12 protein-coding genes are annotated in these 17,653 nt (G+C 71.4%); 3 read left to right on the forward strand and 9 right to left on the reverse strand.

Features of this window, described 5'->3' with window-relative positions; genetic code table 11:
- Positions 1–9 precede the first annotated feature (9 nt).
- The 6 genes from ABZ915_RS02010 to ABZ915_RS02035 form a co-directional block, all read right to left on the reverse strand.
- Positions 10–1,239: a glycosyltransferase gene (locus tag ABZ915_RS02010; RefSeq protein ID WP_361794215.1), complete on the reverse strand. Its 1,230-nt coding sequence runs from the start codon at positions 1,237–1,239 to the stop codon at positions 10–12.
- A gap of 130 nt (positions 1,240–1,369) precedes the next feature.
- Positions 1,370–4,039, reverse strand: a complete 2,670-nt coding sequence (locus ABZ915_RS02015; protein ID WP_361794218.1) for a discoidin domain-containing protein — start codon at positions 4,037–4,039, stop codon at positions 1,370–1,372.
- Positions 4,036–5,757: a DUF2264 domain-containing protein gene (locus tag ABZ915_RS02020; RefSeq protein WP_361794221.1), complete on the reverse strand. Its 1,722-nt coding sequence runs from the start codon at positions 5,755–5,757 to the stop codon at positions 4,036–4,038. Before ABZ915_RS02020 ends, ABZ915_RS02015 begins: the two co-directional genes overlap by 4 nt.
- Positions 5,757–6,623: a carbohydrate ABC transporter permease gene (locus ABZ915_RS02025; RefSeq protein WP_361794224.1), complete on the reverse strand. Its 867-nt coding sequence runs from the start codon at positions 6,621–6,623 to the stop codon at positions 5,757–5,759. The genes ABZ915_RS02020 and ABZ915_RS02025 overlap by 1 nt, the downstream gene beginning before the upstream one ends.
- 8 nt (positions 6,624–6,631) lie before the next feature.
- Entirely contained in the window at positions 6,632–7,573 is a 942-nt protein-coding gene (locus tag ABZ915_RS02030) for a sugar ABC transporter permease (RefSeq protein ID WP_361794227.1), read from the reverse strand.
- A complete protein-coding gene (locus ABZ915_RS02035) occupies positions 7,570–8,889 on the reverse strand; it encodes an extracellular solute-binding protein (RefSeq protein ID WP_361794229.1) in 1,320 nt (439 codons plus the stop codon). Before ABZ915_RS02035 ends, ABZ915_RS02030 begins: the two co-directional genes overlap by 4 nt.
- Positions 8,890–8,980: 91 nt before the next feature.
- Between ABZ915_RS02035 and ABZ915_RS02040 the strand changes: the two genes are divergently transcribed.
- Positions 8,981–10,030, forward strand: coding sequence for a LacI family DNA-binding transcriptional regulator (locus ABZ915_RS02040; protein ID WP_361794232.1), 1,050 nt, complete (start codon positions 8,981–8,983; stop codon positions 10,028–10,030).
- A gap of 6 nt (positions 10,031–10,036) precedes the next feature.
- On the opposite strand, the gene ABZ915_RS02045 is transcribed toward ABZ915_RS02040, so the two are convergent.
- The 3 genes from ABZ915_RS02045 to ABZ915_RS02055 all read right to left on the reverse strand — a co-directional run bounded on the left by ABZ915_RS02045 (position 10,037) and on the right by ABZ915_RS02055 (position 13,150).
- Positions 10,037–11,143: an FAD-dependent oxidoreductase gene (locus ABZ915_RS02045; RefSeq protein ID WP_361794235.1), complete on the reverse strand. Its 1,107-nt coding sequence runs from the start codon at positions 11,141–11,143 to the stop codon at positions 10,037–10,039.
- 97 nt (positions 11,144–11,240) lie between these two features.
- Entirely contained in the window at positions 11,241–11,915 is a 675-nt protein-coding gene (locus ABZ915_RS02050) for a polysaccharide lyase family 7 protein (protein WP_361794238.1), read from the reverse strand.
- A complete protein-coding gene (locus ABZ915_RS02055; protein WP_361794241.1) occupies positions 11,912–13,150 on the reverse strand; it encodes an SGNH/GDSL hydrolase family protein in 1,239 nt (412 codons plus the stop codon). Before ABZ915_RS02055 ends, ABZ915_RS02050 begins: the two co-directional genes overlap by 4 nt.
- A gap of 253 nt (positions 13,151–13,403) precedes the next feature.
- On the opposite strand from ABZ915_RS02055, the gene ABZ915_RS02060 reads away from it, so the two are divergent.
- Entirely contained in the window at positions 13,404–15,725 is a 2,322-nt protein-coding gene (locus tag ABZ915_RS02060; RefSeq protein WP_361794244.1) for a Tat pathway signal sequence domain protein, read from the forward strand.
- Positions 15,726–15,750: 25 nt separating this feature from the next.
- Complete coding sequence (locus ABZ915_RS02065) at positions 15,751–17,649, forward strand: glycoside hydrolase family 97 catalytic domain-containing protein (protein ID WP_361794247.1); 1,899 nt, start codon at positions 15,751–15,753, stop codon at positions 17,647–17,649.
- Positions 17,650–17,653 lie beyond the last annotated feature (4 nt).

Below are 17,653 nucleotides of genomic sequence, written 5' to 3' on the forward strand. Positions count from 1 at the left end.
TCCGTGTGGTCACTCGGACGCGGACGGCGTTTCCCCACTGATCCCGTCGAGGATCAGCCGCGCGGCCACGGTCGCCCCGTCGGTGCGGACCGTGCCGGCCACGGCGGTCGCGCGAGCCCGGGTCTCGGGAGCCAGGGCCACCTCGAGCGCGGCCGAGAGGGACTCGAAGGTCGGGGTCGGGCCGTTGTGTGCCGCGCCGATGCCCAGTTCGGCCACCCGGGCGGCCCAGTGCGGCTGGTCCACGATCTGGGGGACGACCACCTGGGGCACGCCGGCCAGGGCGGCCGTCGTCGTGGTGCCCGCGCCGCCGTGGTGGACGACGGCGGCCACCCGGCGGAACAATGCCTGGTGGTTGACCTCGCCGATGGCGAAGCAGTCGTCCCGGTCGTCGACGGCCGCGAGGTCGGCCCAGCCGCGCCCGACGACCACACGGCGGCCCTGGGCGCGGACCGCTTCGACGGCCACCCGGGCGACGTCCGGCGAGGTGCGCATGGCCATGCTGCCGAAGCCCACGTACACCGGCGGCGCGCCGGCGTCCAGGAAGGCCTCCAGCTCGTCCGGGAGCGGGCGTTCGTCCGGCAGGATCCACGCCCCGGTCTGCACGAGGTCGAGATCCGTCATGTCCTGCCACGGGCCCAGGGCCGGGTCCGCCGCCAGCCACGGCCGGTCGGTGAGGACGTGGTCGCGGACGTTGTCCACCGGTGGCAGGCCGAGCTCCGCCCGGTGGGTGTTGAGTGCCTCGCCGTACAGCGCGTTCACGCGCTCGCCGTCCACCTTCCACAGCGTCCGGATGTCGGCGTCCGGCGGGGCCGGGCGGCCCGGCCGCCCGGGCGGCGGGAGGTGCGAGGACGGCAGTCCGAACGGATGGCAGCACGCGAACACGTAGCGGATGCCCAGTTTCTCGGTCACCGACCGCGCGCCGGCCGGCAGCAGGCCGGTGGCCACCAGCGCGTCACATCCCTCGGCCGCCGGGGCGACCGTGTCGAAGTGCGCGGCGACCAGTTCGGGCGCGAGCTTGAACGCGTCCGCCGGCGACGGATTCGGCCTGGTCACCAGCGAGCGCACCGACGGGCCGAACGGCACCGGCTCCACACCGGCACGGGCCAGCAGCTCGGCGAACTCCTCGTCCGGCGGCACGCACACCCGGACCTCGGCGCCGAGTGTCCGCAGCGCCCTCGCGAGCCCCGCCAGAGGTTCGACGTCCCCGCGCGACCCATACCCCATCAAAAGCACACGCACTTCGTGAATCCCCTATTTCCTCAGGACTTGGCCTAGGCCGGAGATTCTGCGGCACGAGGGGGGCCTTGCCGCAAGCCCCCCAGTGCGCTATAAGTTGAGAGTGGCAAGGAGTCCGAACTCCTTGCCTTTGTCATTTCCGATGGATCGTCAGCCAGTCCAGGGCCGCGACCCGAGGACCTCCCTTCGCGACGAGGTACAGGGTGTGGATGCCGGCCAGTCGGCGGCGCAGGGTGACCGACTGCTCCTGCCAGGTGTCGGTGGATCCGGTGGCGCGTACGGGCAGGGTTGCGGCCACCGGTCCGTCCGGGGCGTCGAGCCGGAGCTGGAGTGCGCAGTCCGTGGCGCAGGTGGAGGCGAGGCGCACGGTGAGCCGGTCGCCGGTGACGCTCGCCCGCCGGAAGCCGATCCGGTCGCCGGAGCCCAGTACGCCGGTGGCGGCCGTGCCGCGTGCGACGCCGCGCACGGTGGTGGCCTGCTCGGCCTGGAGCGTGGCGGAGGCGTCGGGGCCGTCGCCGTACAGGCGCAGGTCGTTGACCACCCAGGGAGCGGGGCCGCTCGCGGTGAGCGTGATCCGGACGTACCGGGCCGTCTGTGCCGGGAAGACCGCGTCCTGGGTGAAGGACCGCCCGGAGACCTGGGCGAGGGCACCGCTCCAGTGCGTGCCGTCGCGGCCGACGGACACGGAGAAGCCGTACGGCTGCCCGCTGGTGTCGCGCCCGGCGTCGAGGGAGAGCCGGCCGAAGGTCTTCGTCTCGCCCAGGTCGACGGTGAGCGACTGGCCGGGAGTCTGCGCGGCGGCGGCCGTCCAGCGGGTGTCGATGTCCCCGTCGACGGCGGCGGAGGCGTCCGTGCCGTCGCTCGCGGTCGCGGTCCAGCCGCCGTGCCGGACACGTTGCCCGCAGCCGGGGAGGTCGCAGCCGGTCGACCAGACCGGCGCACCGTACTCGTACGCGCCGATGTCCGGAGCCGTACCCCGCGCGTCCGTGGTGATCCCGTCGATCGTCTCGCCCGCGTCGATGGCGGCTGAGCCGTCGGTGAGCCACAGTTCGCCGTTGACGGCGTCGGTGTAACCGGGCTTGTCCGTGACGAGGTTGGAGCGGACGACGGGCAGCGGGTCGCCGGCCCGGGTCGCGCTGACCGGCATCGGCCCCACGATGTTGCTGAGGTACGAGCCGGAGGCGTCGGTCGCGCCGCTCAGCAGCGTCGAGTTGCCGTTGACGCCCACACCGTAACTGGAGTTGTGGTCCTGGTTGGCGATGCTCGGTCCGGTGTGGCCGTTGAAGAACGTACCGCGGCTGCCGGTGTTCCAGGCGACGTTGTGGTGCAGGAGGAAGTGCCCGGAGTAGTTGTCGACGTAGAAGCCGACCTGACCGTCGGCGTCGTGCGAGGTGTTGTGGTCGATGGAGCTGCCGGAGCCGTCGAGGCTACAGCAGACGTAGAAGGGTGAGCCGTCGCGGGAGGTGCGCATCGCTTCGGACATGTCGTTGTAGGCGATGCGGTTGCCGTGGAACTCGGTGCCGTTGACCTGCCAGGCCGTGTCGATGGAGGCGCGTCCGGTGCGCCGGATCGTGTTGTGCGTGACCGTGTGGTCGTTGCCGTTGATCTCGATGCCGGGTGTGTAGCTGCCCATCCATCCGACGTCGTGGATGTAGTTGTCGGTGACCGTGTTGCCGGTGCCGCGCACCAGGACCCCGTCACCGGCGGAGCGCGAGATCTCGCTGTTCTCCAGGGTGTTGCCGGTGCCGAGGATCTGCACGCCCGAGTCGAGGATGCGGGAGGCGACGATGTGCCCCTCGAACGGCGGGATCGCGAGGTCGCTGTCCGGCGGCATGGGGAGGGTCGAGAACTCGGAGATGTACGTGGCGTGGAGTCCGTCGACCACAACTCCCCTGCTGCCAGGGCCCGTTCGCAGGGAGGTGCCCCACAGGTTCAGGCCGCGCACGGTGACGTACGAGCTGTTGCCCAGGTCGACGCCCCAGAGGCGGTGCTTGGCGGTCACCGTGTGCCCGGCCATGCCGTGCTTCGGCGGGACGAGGTAGAGCCGGTGCGCGGACTCGTCGTAGTACCACTCCCCCGGCTGGTCGAGGGCGGCCTTCGAGCCCACGAGGTAGTAGTTGCGGTAGTTCTGGGCGCCCATGCACAGGGGCGGGCAGCGGTAGTTGCCGCCCTTGAAGTCCAGCTTGCCGGGTGTGGTGGTGGTCACGGTGCCGGTCTGCTGGGCCCAGGGGTTGGAGCCCGCCCACAGGTGCACGGTGGCGCCGGTCCAGTCGGCGTCCGGCAGGTCGGTGTCGTCGATGTGCTGGTCGGTGGAGGTCGGATCGGCCTCGGCCCAGGTGGTGTTCAGCGGGTCGGCGCCGGAGTTGGGCCAACGACCCTCGGCCGCACGGTCGTCGTCCAGGAACACCGCATCGAAGTCGGGGTCGAGCGGCAGGTTCGTGTCGGCGGCGACCAGTCCGTCCCCGGCGTCCTTCCAACCGGTCACCGGCTCGGTCCCGTCGACGGTCACCGGGCCGTCGCCGTACGCGGCGAGGGTGATCGGGGCGTCCTTCGTACCGGAGGGCGGGGTGACCTGCTCGCGGTAGGTGCCGTGGTGGACGAGGCAGGTGTCGCCGGGGCGGACGCGGGAGAGGCAGGCAGCGATGGTGCGCAGGGGGCTCGACGGGGAGCCCTGGGCGTGGTCAATGCCCCAGGGGGCGACGTGGTAGGTGCGGGCAAGGCCGGGGTCCGCCGCGTGCGCCTGGACCGGGAGGGCCGGCAGCGCCATCACGGCGGCCAGTACGGACAGGTGTCTCGGTCTCATGTCCCGTCTCCGGTCGTCGGGGGTTGCCGCCAGGCCGCCTCGGCTCCGGGGCCGGCGGGAGCGCCGAACACCGCGCATCTCAACCAGTGCTCCCCGGGCGGGATGTGACCGGTCAGCATGGGCAGTGCGGTGCGCCGGGCCAGGACGTTGGTGCCGGGCAGGCAGTCGATGACCTCGCCCCGGCGTAGGCCGTCGAGATCCCGCAGACCGGTGAAGCCCGCCGCTGCGGACGCGCGGGCGTAACCGGCGCCGGTCTTCCGGTTCACCCCTGGGTCGCGGTCGACCGCGAAGGCGCCCTCCGCCGTGTGGAGGGCACGTCCGCTCCGGATGCGGTGTCTGCGTACATGCCACGGGGGCGCGGCGGTCAGCCAGGTGGTGATCTCGACGTCGGGCCAGGGCCACCAGGTGCTGAGCACGGTGTTGCCCATCAGGTGCCAGCCGGCCGGTTCCTCGCGCACCCGGTAGTGCGTCCCGCCGTCGTCGCTGAGCGCGAGCATCGAGTCGTACGCGCCCTGTGCCGGCCCGAGCGCCCCGTTCGGCAGGCTGAAGCCGAAGCGCGTCGAGTAGGCGAACTTGGCGTACTTCGCGGCGCCGTGCCGTACCCAGGGGTGGTGCTGGCGTCCGGCGAGCAGCGTGACGTCCCCGTCCGCGCGCATCAGGACCGCACCGGCGTGCGGTTGGGAGCTGACCGTGGGGAGAGGCGGGGCGGGCTGCTCCGCGGCGGTCCAGAACGGGTGGTCCGCGGGCAGGGCCAGCGGCAGGAATGCCTTCAGGGACCAGTACGGTGAGCCCGGCGCGTTGTACTGCTCGGCCAGCGCGGGTTGCGGATAGCCGTACCCGATGGACAGCAGCCCGTCCGGACCGGTCACCGGGCGCCCCTGCCACCACTGCAGGTGCCGCAGCAGATAGCCCTTGACCTCTCCCCATGGCAGCGCCTCGACCCCGGCGAAGGGCAACGCGCCCCAGAACGCGGCCTGTGCCCAGCGGTAGGTGAGGCTGCGCCCGTAGGGGACGGCGGCGCCGTCGTCGGCGAACCAGTGCCGGAAGTCGTGCGCGAACCGGGCGGCGCGCTCACGGAACCGGTCGCCGTCCCCGGCCAGCCGGGCGTACAACAGCCCGTAGAAGTGCATGGCCCAGGGCACGTAGTAGTCGCGGCGTTCGGTGGCTCCGTCGGAGTACCAGCCGTCGCCGAGCCAGAAGGTCTCCAGCCGGTCGAGGCGGGCGGTGATCAGCTCGCGGTCGAAGGCCACGCCCACCCGGTCCAGGCCGAGGCCGATCAGCACCGGGAAGAAGTGCCAGTTGTTGTCGGCGGTCTCGCGCGGCAGGGCGCTCAGCAGCCAGCGGGCCAGCCGATCGCGTTCGGGGCCGGAGAGCTGATCCCAGAACCATTCGGGCGCCACCGCCAGCGCGAAGCCGATCGCGGCCATCTCCACGATCCGCTGATCGCGGTCGCCTGGTTCGCCCCAGTACTCGGGGTGGCCGGGATCGCTGCCGGCCGCCAGCCCGCGCAACCACAGTTCCACGTGCGGTACTTCGCCCTTGCCCGCGGCGAGCGGGGCGAGCCCCCACAACGGGCGGGCGAAGGACTCCAGTTCGGCGGCGGTGTCGTCGTGGATCGCGGTGTTGACGCCGAGGCGCACCCGGGCTCGTCCCGCGCTGAAGCACGGCACGACGGGATCGACCAACCTTCTTAAGGAACTCTGCAATTGATCCCTCATCAGCCCTTCTCCGCCCCGGCCAGCAGTCCCGTGCGCAGGAAACGCTGGGCCAGTACGAACCCGACGAGCAGAGGCGCACAGGCCACCAGACCGGCGAGCGCGGCCTCCGGCTGGTGGATGTCGAGGTCGGCGAAGCCGCTGGAGTTGTTGACCGCGCCGGTGGACTGCAACAGGGACATCAGACCGAGCTGGAGGGTGAAGGTGCGGTCGTCGGAGAGCATGACGAAGGGGAGGAAGAAGTCGGTCCAGCAGCGGACGAAACCGAAGAACGCGATCAGGGCGATCGCCGGGCGGGCCAGCGGCACCGCCACCGACCAGAACAGCCGCAGTTCGCCCGCGCCGTCGACGCGCCCGGCGTCCAGCAGGCTGTCCGGCAGGTTGGCCTGGAAGTGCAGGAAGGCGAGGTAGACGCCGAACGGGTAGAAGGAGAGCGGCAGGACGACCGCCCAGACCGTGCCGGTGAGGCCGGCCGCAGACATCTCCAGGTACAGGGGCAGCACCAGGGCGGCCGGGGGCAGGATCATCGTCACGACGGAGAGGGTGAGCAGCGTCCGGCGGCCCGCGAAGTCGTGCTTGGCGAGCACATAGCCCGCGGGCACGCACAGCAGCAGGGCGAGGACGACGCTCGCGCCCGCGTAGATGACGGAGTTGCCGATCCACAGGGTGATCTCACCGTCGTTGTACGACATCAGGTGCGACCAGGCTTCGCCGACGTTGCCGAGCGCGCCGAAGCCGAGCGGGGATCCGGTCGTCAGGTCGTCGGCGGTGCGGGTGGGCGCGAGGAGCAGCCAGAGCAGGGGCAGTCCGAAGAAGACGGCGGCGCCGAGCAGGAACAGGGCGCGGGCGCCGCGGGAGAGGGCGGTCATGGTCCGGTTCACCCGGCTTTCGTGGTGTCCGTGGCGTACATACGGGTGCGGGTGATCACGATCCAGGCGGCCAGCAGCCCGACCGCGAGCATGGCCAGCGACAACGCCGCCGCTTTGCCGAAGTCGCCGTCCTGGGTGGCGTAGACGTAGGCGAGCTGGTTGACGGACCAGGTGGGGCTGATCTGGCCGGGGGCGCCGGTGCCCAGCACGGTGGGTTCGACGAAGACCTGACTGCCGGCGGCGAAGCTGGAGATCAGCACGAAGGCGACATAGGTGCGGACCATGGGCAGCTTGATGTGCCGCATGGTGCGCCAGGCCGACGCCCCGTCGACCTGCGCCGCCTCCAGGACGTCCTTGGGGAGCGCGGTGAGTGCCCCGTACAGGACGACGATCCAGCCGCCCGCGTGCACCGCGACACCCATCACGGCGAGGACGGCGATCAGGCTGGAACCGGAGAGGGCGTCCGTGGCGCTCTTGACGTCCATGAGCTTCAGCAGCGGTCCGAAGGGGCTGTTGTCCGGGCTGACCATGAACAGCCAGAGCAGGGCCGCCGCCGAGCCGGTGACCGCGCCCGGCAGGTAGTAGACGAGCTGGAATGCACCGGACGCCCGGCCCGGCCTGGCGTGCAGGGTGAAGGCGAGCGAGAGGACCGTCAGCAGCAGGACGGGCAGCCAGAGCAGGAGGTACAGGGTGACGTTCTGGGCCGCCTCGCCGAGCCGGTAGTCGTCCAGGACGGCCGTCCAGTTGCGCCCGCCGGCGAAGGAGCCGTCATGGACGAAGGAGGTCCACAGGGCGTATCCGGCGGGCGCGAGTCCGAAGACCGCGAGGAACAGGGTGTACGGGCCGACGAGGATCCACACGGCGGTGGTGCGGCTCCGGTGCCCGCGGCGCCGGGGGCCGGCCGGTGCGGCGGCGGCCGTCGCCGGTGGGCGGGTGGGGGTCAGCGTCATCGTCCGACCGTGTATGCGCTGGTCCTGGCGGCGGCGGCCAGCTTGTCCTGCCAGCTCTTCAGCGCGTCGCCCAGGTCGCCGCCGGAGTCGGCCGCCTTGCCGACGGTGTCGTTGAAGCTCGCCTGCCACTCGGCCTCGAAGCGGACGGCGCCGAACCCGGGGCGCAGCGCGTTCGCCGACGCGGTGAGGGCGGGCATCGGGTCGGAGGCGTAGTAGGGGTCCTTGGACTTGGCCTCGCCCCACTTGCGGGCGGCCGCCGTGAACGCGGGGTAGGTGGGCTGCTTGGCCTGGAGGGCGACGTCGGTGGTCATCCAGCGCACCAGGTCCACGGCCTTCTGCGTACGGTCACCGGCGTGCGCGGAGACGAGGAAGGCGCCGCCGCCGACCTGGCCGGCGTAGGGCTTGGTCTCGCCGGGCCAGGTGGGCATGGGAGCGGCGGCGACCCGTCCCGCGGGGATCTTGAAGGCGGGCCCGAACATGAAGTCGCCGAACCAGGCGGGGCCCGGCAGCATCAGGATCTTGTTGTCCTTGCCGAGCTTGGCGAAGGCCGGGTCGGTGGGTACGACGGTCGTGACCGCCTTTGCCTTGGCCATCGGCTGGAGCAGGTCGGCGACCCGGGTGCAGCTCTGCGGGCTGAGGTCGATGCGGACCTTGGTGAGGCTGAGCGTGTCACGGGTGGGGCAGCCGCTGCTGCCGAAGTAGATGCCGGCGCCGTACTTGCCGTTGACCGCGCCGACGACGGTGCCGGGGTGGTCCTTGGCCGCCTTGAGCCCGACCTGCTGGTATGCGGCCCAGGTCCTGGGGACCTCGTAGCCGTAGCTCTTCATCAGCTTCGCGTCGTACCAGAGCACGGTCGGTGCGATGTCGTTGCGCAGGCAGTAGGTCTTGCCGCCGAAGGTGCAGGTGTCGAGGGAGCCGGGGGTGAATCCGTCGCGGACGGACTTCGGTACGAGGTCGTCGAGCGGGGCCGCGTAGCCGAACGTGTCGCCGGCCAGGGTCGCGGCCTCGGCCGGGTTGGCCAGGAAGACGACGTCGGGCCAGCCGCTCTTGGTGCGGTTGGCGAGCGAGACCTTGGTGGGGACGTAGCCGGCGTCGGGCGGGATGGTGACGATGCGCATCTTCAGGCCGGGGTGCGCCTTCTTGTACTGCTGCGCCGCCGGGGTGCGGGTGTTGTCCACCCACACCAGCAGCTCACCCTTGCCGCCGCCCGAGGTGTCGCTGCCGCCGCCGGTGCCACCGCAGCCGGTCAGCAGGAGCGCCGCGGTGGCGGCCAGGGAGGCGGCGCGCCAACTCCGGTCCGGACGCCATCTCTTCATCGAGAACCACCTACCACCTCTACGCTGGAGGGTTGGATTGCGATAGTTTTCGCAATCTGCGACCGCTCCGGAAACGTAGGAGATTCATCCGATGACGTCAACAGTCCGGACAGGATCCGGTGAAGCGAGGCGGCGCACGCTGGCCGAAATCGGCGACGAGGCAGGCGTTTCGGTCTCCACCGTCTCCAAGGTGTTGCACGACAGGTCCGATGTATCGGCCGAGACCAGAGCCAAGGTGCAGCGACTGCTGGAGAAGCACGGCTATCTCGCGCGCCAGCGGCCCGCCGCCACCGCGGCACCGCCCGGCGGGCTGATCGACCTGGTCATCAACGAGTTGGACAGCCCCTGGGCGGTGGAGCTGATCCGCGGTGCCGAGGACGTGCTGCACGAGGCGGGCATGGGGCTGGTCGTCTCGGCGACGCACGGGCGGCAGAAACGGGCGCGCCAGTGGCTCGACTCACTGGCCACGCGCCCCACGCGCGGCGCGATCCTGGTCGTACCCGAACTCACCCCCGGGCAACAGGCGGACCTCGCCGGACTCGGCATCCCGTACGCCCTCGTGGCGCCGATCGACGAGCCCGCGCCCGGCATCCCCTGGGTGGGCGCGACCAACTGGCCGGGCGGGCTGGCCGCGACCCGCCACCTCATCGAGCTCGGCCACCGGCGCATCGCCGTCATCAGCGGCCCGGAGCGCCGGCTGACCTCACGCGCCCGGGTGGACGGCTACCGCTCGGCACTGACCGAGGCCGGGCTCCCCTTCGACCCGGCCCTCGTCCGCTACGGCGACTTCACCCATGGCCTCGCGCATCAACACGCCCTGGATCTGCTGGCGTTGCCCGACCGCCCCACGGCGATCTTCGCGGGCAGCGACCATCAGGCGCTGGGCACCTACCGTGCGGCGGCCGAGCGGGGACTGCGCATCCCCGACGACGTGAGCGTGGTCGGCTTCGACGACCTGCCGTTCGCGGACTGGGTGACCCCCCGTCTGACGACCATGCGCACCCCCATCGCCGACATGACCGCGCTCGCCGCCCGGATGGTGCTGCGGCTGCTGTCGGGCCAGGAGCCGGAGACCACGCGGGTGGAGGTGGCCACGGAACTGGTCGTACGGGAGAGCAGCGGTCCGCCGGCGAAACGGTGACGCCGGTCAGGCCGCGGTGTATCCGAGCTGGCGTCGCATGAAGGGGGTCATGAGGGTCTTCGCCTTGGCCAGGGTGGTGGTGCGGGTTCCGAGCACCGCGGTCTCGCCGCCCGGTACGGGCAGCATGGTCACCCCGTCGGCCGGGCCGAACGGCACGATGAGCGGGGTGCGGTGAACCGCCCGGTAGGAGCGGGTCTTGCTGCTGTGCCGACCCGAACTGCGCAGGTACGCACGGATGTTGTGGACGGCTACCTGCGCCTGGGCCAGCGCCGCCGGGGTGACCTTGAGTTCGCCGACGTCGTTCACGTCACCGACCGCGAACACGTCCGGCCGGCCCTCGACCCGGAGCATCCGGTCGACCTTGACGTGACCCGTCCCGTTCAGCCAGTCACCGTGCCCGGCCAGACGCAGCCAGAGCGTGTTGGGGGTGGTGCCCGTCGCCCAGAGGGAGACGTCGGCGGCGAGGACGGCGCCACGGGCGTCGCGGTAGGTGCCGAAGTCGTTGCCGGGGGACATGAAGGTGTCGAGCCGTACCTCCACATCGTGCGACTCCAGCCAGGCCCGGGCCTTCCGGCCGGCGCGGGCGCTGCCCGTGGAGTGCAGCAACTCCGGTCCCGCGTGCGCGAGTGTGACCCGGGCGTCCGGTCGGGACAGGCGGATCTCGGCGGTGAGTTCGACGCCGGAGGGGCCACCGCCGACGACGAGGACGTGTTCGGCGGTGGCGACCTTCTGCTGGTGTTCGGCGAACGACTTGGTCGCCTCCTCGACGCTGACACCGGTGAAGCGTGCCGGTTCCGGGTAGTCGGCGCCGGTGGCGATCACCAGCACGTCGTAGGGGAGCCGCTCACCCGTGGCGAGTGCGACTTCCCTTGCGACGGTGTCGACTTGGACCGCCTTGCCCACGATCACCCGGCCGTTGCGCAGCAGCCGGTCGTACGGGATGAAGGGGGTCGCCGTCCACTCCGGGCGGACTCCGGCGCGCAGGGAGGCGATCCGGTGGAAGAACACCTCCTTGCGGTCCACCAGCGTGACGTGCGCCGTCGCGTCCAGCCGTTTCGCCAGGCGGACGCCCGCGTAACCGCCGCCTATCACCACTACGTTGCCTTCTCGCACCGGAGTCTCCTGCGCTGGTGGGGGGAATGAGCGCGAGGCTAACACTTGAAACATAAAGCGCCCGGAGAGCTCTGTGTGAGTCGTGTGAAGAGGGCGTTCACCGCGTCCAGTAGGAGATGTTACGGAAACGCGCCTCGGCACGGCCTGAACCGTGGTTGTACACGCCGTTCTTGAAGTAGCGGGTGGCGGGACCGCGGTCGTCGGCGGTCAGGACGAGGGAGTCGTCGAAGTAGACCTTGATGGTTCCGGTGCCGCTGCTCGCCTCGTGGGCGATCTTCACGTTGAACCAGGTGTCGTACGCACCGGTCTTGAGCACGGTGCCGTCGTAGCGCCGCACGGTGCCGCCGTTCGTGTCGTAGGCGTTGAGCATGATGTCGGTGGCGGGGGTGCCCGAGGGATGGACGCCCCGCAGGATCTGGACGAAGGAGGCGCCGTCCGTGCCGGACGGGAGGTAGACGTCGGCGTCCCACATGTGGTCGCCCGTGGTGTAGTCGACCTTCCAGCGCATCTCGGTGCGCGGGTCGGTGGAGCTGCCTTCCTCGAACGGCTCGTCGGTGGCGTACACCCACATGCGGTGGACGCCGCCGCTGTAGCTGTGCCGGTCGCCGAGGTCGAGGTTCCAGGGCTTCTGCCAGCTGTAGGTGAACGAGGTCCGGGTCCAGCCGTCGGTGGGGGCGGCGGCCGCGGCGGCGGCTGTGGTGGCGGTGTTCGTGGTCAGGGGGACGGCGAACAGCGCTCCGGCGCCGGCCCGTAAGACGGTTCTGCGGTTCATCGACTGTCCTTTCCGGTGAGGGAGTCGAGGTCGACCGCGTCGGCCATCGCCCGCAACCCCGTGTCGTTGAAGTGCAGGTGGTCGCCGGAGTCGTAGTCCGGCAGGATCCGGTCGGGTGCGGCGGGGTCGCGGACGACCGCGTCGAAGTCCACCACGGCGTCGAAGACGCCGCCGTACCGGATCAGGTCGTTGACGGACTGCCGTACGGCCTCGCGGGGCGCGGTCCAGCCGCCGTTGCCGCCGTACGGGGTGATGGTGCCGCCGACGACACGGATGCCGCGGGCGTGGGCCCGCGCCACGATCTCGCGGTACGCGGCCTCGAAGGCGGCGGGATCGGTCTGGTTGGGGCTGCCCTTGATGTCGTTGATGCCCTCCATGACGACCAGCGCGCGCACCCCGGCGCGGGAGAGCACATCGGCGTCCAGGCGGGTCAGGGCGCTCGGGCCGGTGCCGTCGAGGAGGACGCGGTTGCCCGCGATGCCGGCGTTGAGCACCCCGAGGCGCTCGCGCGGGGGCAGCGTGCGCAGCCGGGCGGCGAGCCGGTCGGGCCAGCGGTGGTTGGCGCTCGACGTCGAACCGGAGCCGTCGGTGATCGAGTCGCCCAGCGCGACGACGCTGCCCGCGGCCGGTGCGCCGAGCACGTCGACGCCGGTCAGGTAGTACCAGGAGCCGGTCGTCGTGGTGTACGGCGCACCGTCCTGGTCGGCGGTGTGGTCGCCGTCCGGGGCGATGAACGACGTCTGGAGGGCCGAGCGGTGGTAGGTCGCCGGGCCCGAATCGGCCGGTGTGTACAGGCTGACCAGGAGGTTGGCGTCGGGCGGCACCCGCAGCGGGACCGGGTCGCTCACCGCGTCCCGCCCCGCCGGTACCCGGGTGGTGGCGGAGCCGTGGAAGGTGACCGTGCGCACCGAACCGGGCACGGCGTTCGGGCTCTTCGGGGCGCCGCTCTCCTGTACGGCGACGGTGACGGAGCCGAGTTCGAGCGGCGCCGTGCCGAGGCGGTTGGAGAGCCGGATCCGGGCCGCGCGGCCTGGGACGCTGGTGTGAATCACGTTGCGCACCGACTGGCCGGGGAGTTGGGCGACGGTGCCGGAGGCGGCGGCCTCCCAGGTGCCGGTCCAGGGGGCTCCGTGGGGGTGATCGGACGGGGTCGCGCTCGCTGGAAAGGGCTGGAACACAAGGATCAGGGCGGCCACGAGAGCCGCGAGTAGCGACGCGATCGTGCCTCTGCGCATGGGGTGCCGTCCTTCCGGTCGGGAGACGGAGGCGGGGCAGGGAGCGGGACGCGAAGGCAGGCAACTCCAATACATCGGAGGAGTCAAGAACTTGAGTCAGGGTTATTTATGTGAACGTGAAGCTCACAGCCATGTACATCTTCAAGTCGGCGCGATCACCGCACTGCCGGCCTTGTTGACAGGTGCACGTAGTGTGCCTAGGTTCGCCGATACACCCGATGTATCGAGGATCCGTCAGGTATGGAGGACGACGATGACCTCGCAGCCGGAGAAACGCCCACCGGTGCCCCGCAGAGCCGTGATCGGCACCGCCCTGGGTGGAGCCGCGGCAGCGGCCCTCCCCGCCACCGCCCACGCCGCACAACCCTCAGCCGCGGTGCGATCGGCCGACGCCAAGGCCGGACGCCCGTGGAAACTCCGCGACAGCATGACCACCGACGGCGCCTGGGACCGGTTCCTGCGCGGCCAGGACCTGCTGTGGACCAGGCTGCCCACCCTCTGGTACGAGGGCCCGTTCCTCGGTGACGGGCTGCTCGGCAGCATGGTCTACCAGGAGCCGGGCGCCAACCAGATCCGCTTCACCGTCCAGCACGGCCGGGTCCAGGACCACCGGCCCGAGTTCGGCAGCGGCTGGGGCACCTGCCGCCTGCCGGTCGGGCACCTCACGCTCGAACCGGCCGGCACCATCACCGCCGTCGACTGGCGGCTGAGCCTGTGGAACGCCGAACTCACCGGCACCGTCACCACCACCGCGGGCACGCTCACCCTCTCCGCCCTCATCCACGACGAGGTCTTCGCCGCCCGTGTGACGGCCGGCGGCGGGGAACACGTCACCTGGACGTTCCACCCGGAGGAGGCCCTCAGCCCCCGGCACATCAGCGAGGCCCCGCCCTCCGGATACACCGCCAACCCGCCCTGGACCATCCGCACCACCGCCGACGGCACCGAGCAGGTGCTCCAGCCCCTCACCGGCGGCGGCCAGACCGCCACCGCGTACCGCCGCACCGGCCACGACCTGCTGCTCAGCGTCGGGCACAGCTCGCCCTCCGACACCGCCGCCGAGGCCGCCTCGCTGCGCAGCCTCCGGCGCGCGACCTCGTACGGCGCCTTACGGCGACGGCACACCCGCTGGTGGCACGACTTCTACCGGAAGAGCTTCGTCTCGTTCCCCGACCAGCGGCTCCAGAGCTTCCACTGGATCCAGCTCTACAAGGTCGCCTCCGCCAGCCGCGCGGGCGGCCCCGTCATGGCCACCTCCGGGCCGTGGCTGGAGCCCACGCCCTGGCCGGCGGTCTGGTGGAACCTCAACGTCCAGCTGGAGTACTGGCTCATCCATGGCTTCAACCACCCGGAACTGGACTCGCTCGCCACCACCCTGCGGCAGAGCCAGGAACAGCTCGTCGCCAACGTGCCCGCCGCCTACCGCGCGGACAGCTCCGGCATCGGCCGCAGCTCCGACATGTTCGCCGACAGGGAGGTGGGCCTGCCCGGCAGCGGCGCCGAGACCGGCGACCTCACCTGGGCGCTGCACAACGTGTGGCTGTCCTACCGGCATTCCATGGACAAGGCCCTGCTGCGCGACACGGTCTTCCCGGTGCTGCGCCGCGCGGTCAACTACTACCTGCACTTCCTCACCCCGGGCAGCGACGGCAGGCTCCACCTGCCGAGCACCCTCTCCCCCGAGTACCCGGTCGTACCGCCGCAGGACACCAACTACGACCTGGCCCTGATCCGCTGGGGCTGCCAGACCCTCCTGGAGTCCGCCGCGCTGCTCGGCATCGACGACGAGTCGAAGCCGCGCTGGCAGGAGGTGCTGGCCAGGCTCACCCCGTACCCGGTCGACGACAACGGCTTCATGATCGGCGCCGACACCCCGTACGCGCAGTCCCACCGGCACTACTCGCACCTGCTGATGGTGTACCCGCTGTACCTCGTCAACTGGGACCAGCCGGAGCACCGCGAGCTGATCGCGAAGTCGGTGGCGCGCTGGCACGCACTGACCGGCGCCCACCGGGGCTACAGCTACACCGGGGCCGCCTCGATGTACGCGATGACCGGCGACGGAGACACCGCGATCAGCTACCTGCGGAAGTTCTTCGACCCCACCACCCGCTACCCCTGCCGGGCCAACACGCACTACACCGAGGCCGGTCCGGTCATCGAGACGCCGCTGTCCGCCTCGCAGTCGCTGCACGACATGTTCTGCCAGAGCTGGGGCGGCGTGATCCGCGTCTTCCCGGCGGTCCCCACCGCCTGGGCGGACGTCACCCTGCACGACTTCCGTGCCCAGGGCGCCTTCCTGGTCAGCGCCGTACGGAAGGCGGGAGTCACCCGGTTCATCCGGGTCAAGAGCCTGGCGGGCGAACCCCTCAAGCTCCGCCACGGCCTGGCCGGTCCGCTCACCGTCCTGCTCGACGACGGCACCCCGGCCCACACCCACGACCTCGGCGACGGCACCCTCGCCATCGACCTGCCGCGCGGCCGTGAGGTCCTCGTGCACTCCGGTTCCCGGCCCGACCTCGTCATCGCCCCCGTCGCCGTCAGCGAACCGGGCGCGGCCTGGGGACTGCCGTAACGGCCACACACCTCGGAGGGATCACATGGCGGTTGCTCTCACCAGAACCCGAACCGCGGTCGCCGCGCTCTGCGCGGGCCTGCTGGCCGCACTCTTCACGACCGTGCCCGCGCACGCCGAACAGCACGAGCGATCATGGTCGGTGTCCGAGGCGGCACACGCACCCCGCGCACGGATCACCCTGGACGACACCACCGGCACCCTCAGCCTCACGGTCTCCCGTGCCGGCCGTACGGTCATCGAGCCGTCACCCGTCGGCATCGTCACCGAACAGGCCGACCTGTCACAGGGGTTGCGCTTCCTGCACCGCAAGGACCGTACGGTCGAGGAGCATTACCGGACGAAGTCCGGGAAACGGCTGGACCGCAGGGTCCGGATGAACGAGACCCGGCTCTCCTTCGCCACCGCCGCCGGCGCCCGGCTCGACCTCGTCGTCCGCGCCTCCGCCGACGGCGTCGCCTACCGCTACGTCCTGCCCGCCGGGTACGGCGACGTCCTCGGCGAGACCTCCGCGTTCGACCTGCCGCCGGACGCGAACGCGTGGCTCGGCACCTACCGGGTCGACAACGAGGGCCAGTTCAACCAGTACACCGCCGCGACCGCCCCCACCGGCGAGTACTCCGACCAGGCGCTCTTCTCCACCGCGGGCGGCTACACCCTGCTCGCCGAGTCCGACCTCACCGGCGCCTACTCGGGCGCCCGCCTCGCCCACGACCAGGGCACCGGCACCTACCGGATCAAGCTCGCCGACGACCGGGTCCACTCCGACGGCCCCCTCGCCACCCCCTGGCGGGCCATGGTCACCGGCGACCTCGCCACCGTCACCCGCTCCACCTTCACCGACGACCTCGCCCCCGCCGCCCAGGTCGCCGACACCTCCTGGATCCGGCCCGGCACCGTGCTGTGGACCTGGCTCGCCGGCGGTCGCACGGCAGGCCAGAGCCTCGCCGCGCAGAAGGCGTACGTCGACTACGCCGCCGAGCGGCACTGGCCGTACGAGGCCGTCGACGCGGGCTGGTACTTCAAGGCCGACGAGTGGGACACCACCGACCCGAACTGGCAGACCGACAGCTGGCTGCCCCAGCTCGTGGACTACGCGCGCGCCAAGGGCGTCGGGATCGTCGTCTGGATCCACCAGCGCGACCTCGACACGCCCGAGGAACGCGCCCAGTGGCTGCCCACCCTGGAGCGGTGGGGCGTCAAGGGCGTCAAGATCGACTTCATGAACTCCGAGGCGCAGTCCATGCTCCAGTGGTACGACGCGATCCTCCCGGAGACCGCCGCCCACCACCTCATGGTCGACTTCCACGGCTCCACGATCCCCAAGGGCATCCAGCGCACCTGGCCGCAGGTCATGACCCTGGAGGGCGTCGGCGGCGAGGAGAAGCGGACCAACACCGCCACCCACCTGACCACCCTGCCCTTCACCCGCAACGTCATCGGCTCCATGGACTTCACCCCCGGCGGCTTCCAGCGCGTCGGCCAGCGCCCCGACTCCGACGCGGCGGAGGTCGGGCTCACCGTCGCCTACGAGTCGGGCCTCCAGATGTTCGCGGGCACCCCCGAGTCGTACGACGCCCGGCCGCTCGCCCGGGCCTTCCTCGACCAGGTCCCCGCCGCCTGGGACGACACCCGGCTGCTCGCCGGGCAACCCGGTCAGGAGGCCGTGCTGGCCCGCCGCGGCGGCGACCGCTGGTTCCTGGGCGGGGTGTACGCCGGCGCCGCCCGCACGGCCTCGGTACCGCTGTCCATCGGCCCCGGACGGTGGCTGGTGGAGACGATCCGGGACGGCGCCGACGGTCTCGTCCAGGACCGCCGGATCCTGCGCGGCGGCGACACGCTCGGCGTCGACATCACGGCCGACGGCGGCTTCGCCTCGATCGCCTGCCGCTGGCACCCGGGCGTCACCACCTGCTACCGCTGACGGC

The sequence above is a fragment of the Streptomyces sp. NPDC046915 genome, from assembly GCF_040644935.1.
Classification (GTDB): Bacteria; Actinomycetota; Actinomycetes; order Streptomycetales; family Streptomycetaceae; genus Streptomyces.